This is a genomic window from Ruminococcus difficilis (assembly GCF_016680995.1).
Genome location: NZ_JAEQMG010000037.1, coordinates 1 through 3,042 on the forward strand (window position 1 = coordinate 1; position 3,042 = coordinate 3,042).

3 protein-coding genes are annotated in these 3,042 nt (G+C 39.4%); 2 read left to right on the forward strand and 1 reads right to left on the reverse strand.

All coding sequences use genetic code 11. The features are described from left to right. Positions 1-557: 557 nt before the first annotated feature. On the reverse strand, positions 558-1,778 hold the full coding sequence (locus JKK62_RS02495) for an IS110 family RNA-guided transposase (RefSeq protein WP_201426833.1): 1,221 nt from the start codon (positions 1,776-1,778) through the stop codon (positions 558-560). A gap of 291 nt (positions 1,779-2,069) precedes the next feature. On the opposite strand from JKK62_RS02495, the gene JKK62_RS02500 reads away from it, so the two are divergent. Both JKK62_RS02500 and JKK62_RS02505 read left to right on the forward strand, forming a co-directional pair. Further along, positions 2,070-2,267 carry a hypothetical protein gene (locus tag JKK62_RS02500; protein WP_201426834.1) on the forward strand — a complete coding sequence of 66 codons (198 nt, stop codon included), beginning with the start codon at positions 2,070-2,072 and terminating at the stop codon, positions 2,265-2,267. A gap of 5 nt (positions 2,268-2,272) precedes the next feature. After that, entirely contained in the window at positions 2,273-2,836 is a 564-nt protein-coding gene (locus JKK62_RS02505; protein ID WP_201426835.1) for a hypothetical protein, read from the forward strand. Positions 2,837-3,042 lie beyond the last annotated feature (206 nt).

Genomic DNA, 3,042 nt, shown 5'->3' on the forward strand with positions numbered 1-3,042 from the left:
TCGCATTTACTATTATGGCAATCGCAGGCAGCCTTATATGAGGTTGCCTGTTTTTTATGCCCTGAAACGAATCGCAAACTACGATTTTCTCCTGTTTTCTATATAATATAGGTAAGATAAACAATCGCATATTTAATGAATTTGACCTTAATGGATTAGTTTTCATCGAGGTCTTTTTTTATTTGGCGGATAGACAAAATAAAGCTGAAATGATATAATGATGAAAAGATAAATCGGAAATAAGACCTGCAAATAAAAGTCAAGTAGTAAAACGAAAAAATACTTAGAAAAAGTCACTGAAAACTGAGAAAAAAGACAAGCACAGCAAATAGACCGCCGGAGCGGTCTGAAAAAATTGGTTGAAACTGTCCGGCAACCTTGACAGAACATCATAAAAATGCTTGTCAAAATGTGCCGACGGTGAGGAACTCATGAATAGATAAGGTCGATGACCGTCGGACTGCCGATTGTAGCATTTTTATGATAACCCGTCAAGGTCAGGCGGCTGCGCCGTGCCTACGTATCGCCTCCGGTTCAGAATCTATGAATAGGTAGATTTATGTACACATCGAAGTTTCCTTTTTGTTGAGGACTTCGTTGACCTTTGCGTAATAGATACGCAAAAATTTTGCCGACGCGGCAGTCATGTAAGAATAATAATGCTTCCCCTCAGAACGTTTTTTATCAAGAAATGCATAAACAGGATTATCAACCGGTTTTTTTGTTACCAAAGTTTTCATGATAATGAAAAGTGTTCTTCTAAGCGAGGGTGATCCTTTCTTGGTGATAGGACGAGATTTGGAAATATGTTGCCCTGAATCGTCAGGTTCTGTATCATAACCGAAAAATGCCGTGATTGCCCGTCTGTTACGGAAACGTCTTGTGTCGCCGATCTCTGCCATGAGCTGAGGTCCGGTTGATTTTCCGACGCCGTACATGCCCATAACAACCTCATATTCGGGCAACGTGGATGATAATCTGTCCATTTCATTTTTCAGAGCGTTTTCATTTTCGCAGGCAGCATTTACAAACTCCGCAGCTTTGGTAACCATCAGGCAAAAGGTTTCCTCGGCAGAAACTCCGGCAACACATTTTCTTGCATGAGCATGGATTTCTTCTGCTTTGCTATCTTGATAGTGATATTTGTTTTTTTCGCACCAACTCTTGTATTTTTTCTTGAAAGCGTTCAGCGAAAGCTTTGCCACGGTATCTCGGTGAGGAAATTTTGCAACAAAATCCACCCACTTCAAGTGACCGTCAGAAGGTCTTTCCTGTGAAGTAAACAACTTGTTTATCCCCGGGAAAGCGGTATCCGTAAGAGAAATCAGATTGTTTTTTAGCATGGTGTTTACCTTGATAACTTTCTTAACCTGTCTATTCAACGATTTCAGAGTTCTCCTGCGGTCTTCCTCAGGCTTGTATTCAACAAGATCAAGCCATGCGCTTAGGGCATAAGAAGCAATCTTTATCGCGTCCTTCCTATCGGTTTTGGCTTTTCGCAGCGTGTTGTCGCCGTAGTCACTGATAAGCACCGGATTGACTACAGAGACAAATATACCATGTTCATGGAGACGTCGGGCAACTGGTTCATAATAAACGCCCGTTGCTTCCATGACGACCCGTGTTTCACCGGGCAGCTTCTTGATAACTTTGGCAAGCCGGTCAAGCTCGCTGTCCGTGTGGGACACATCATAAGGTGCTGCCACCACTTCGCCGAAAGGTCGGAGTATTACAACCGTACTTTTTTCTTTGGATACATCAATTCCTACTGCGTTCATTTTCATCGCTCCTGATAGTTTTTGTAATCGGATAATTCCACGCATTAATTCATTACCTATTCTATCTGTTGGGTGACACGAACGCACCGGCTACGGTGGCACAATCTGCACAAAACGAACGCTATAATGAAAGCGTGGATGACTGTCTTATTTTCGAGCACGTTGGCTCATGGAGGTGAACGTCAATCCAGTTACCGCTTACATTATAGCTTAAGTAATGAATGCGAGTAATCCCTTACCGGCTGCAAGGGCTTTACCCGACTAAATATATTGTAACAGGAGGATTTTATTATGAATAAGCAAATAGCAATGCAGTTAGCAGAAAGATACACTTCTGCTATTGAAAAAGGAATTATAAAACGTGATGTTTTAACGAATCATGGAGAGAATTTTACGGGTGGCGGAGAAAAAATTGCCCTAAGGAATTTTAGGGATTATATATCCTCTGCAAGTTATTTGTTTACGGAAATGCTTGCAAAAGGAGTGTGACATCATTGAGTCAACTCGATAATAATTTTCTGATTGAAGAATTTGGAAAACTTAAGATTCAAGAAAGATATTGCTTTGTATTTGAGTTGTTAGACGAATTTATTAAATCCTCAGGTTTCACAGATGATCTTGTGATTTCTTCGCCTATATTAAATCAGGTAATTACGGATTATTTTACTGATATATATAGATTAAAAGCATTTCATAAAGATATTAAACTTGTCAATGAGATAAAAATATATTCTTATCTGGCTTATTGGATATGCAGAAGAAAACCTATACAGATTAAAAATGATTTTAATGGATTAGGTTATGAGCAGTTATCTCAAATAGAAGATATTGCTTTTATTAACGAGAAGGCGGCTGCAGCTTTTTTACAAAGTTTACTGTTTCAAGATCCTTCCGACGTAGCAATTCTTTCGTCAAAAGAAGAAGATTACAAAAGCTTTATAGAAAATATGCTGTATGTTTTGAAATACAGGCAGTATACGGCACAGAATATTGAGTCTATGCTTTTAGCCTTTATAGCAGGTCGATCGTATCAGTTTTCAGCTGATAAGGATTTTTGATCAATTGTTCAAAACACAGTATTATCACATGCTTTTATGATGTGATATATGATAAGAAAAAACACACTTGACATCCCCGTCTCCCTATGCTATACTGTCAAAAACCGCATAGGAATGGGAAAAATCGGCTTTCACCGACGTGGTGTGACCATCAGGTCCATGTGAAAGCAATTTCATGCAGGTTCAAGTCCTGTTACCTGCACCAA

What these genes read in the sequence shown, in the direction of transcription:
- JKK62_RS02495 (WP_201426833.1), bottom strand. Translation starts at nt 1,778, where the DNA reads ATGAACGCAGTAGGAATTGATGTATCCAAAGAAAAAAGTACGGTTGTA.
- JKK62_RS02500 (WP_201426834.1), top strand. Translation starts at nt 2,070, where the DNA reads ATGAATAAGCAAATAGCAATGCAGTTAGCAGAAAGATACACTTCTGCT.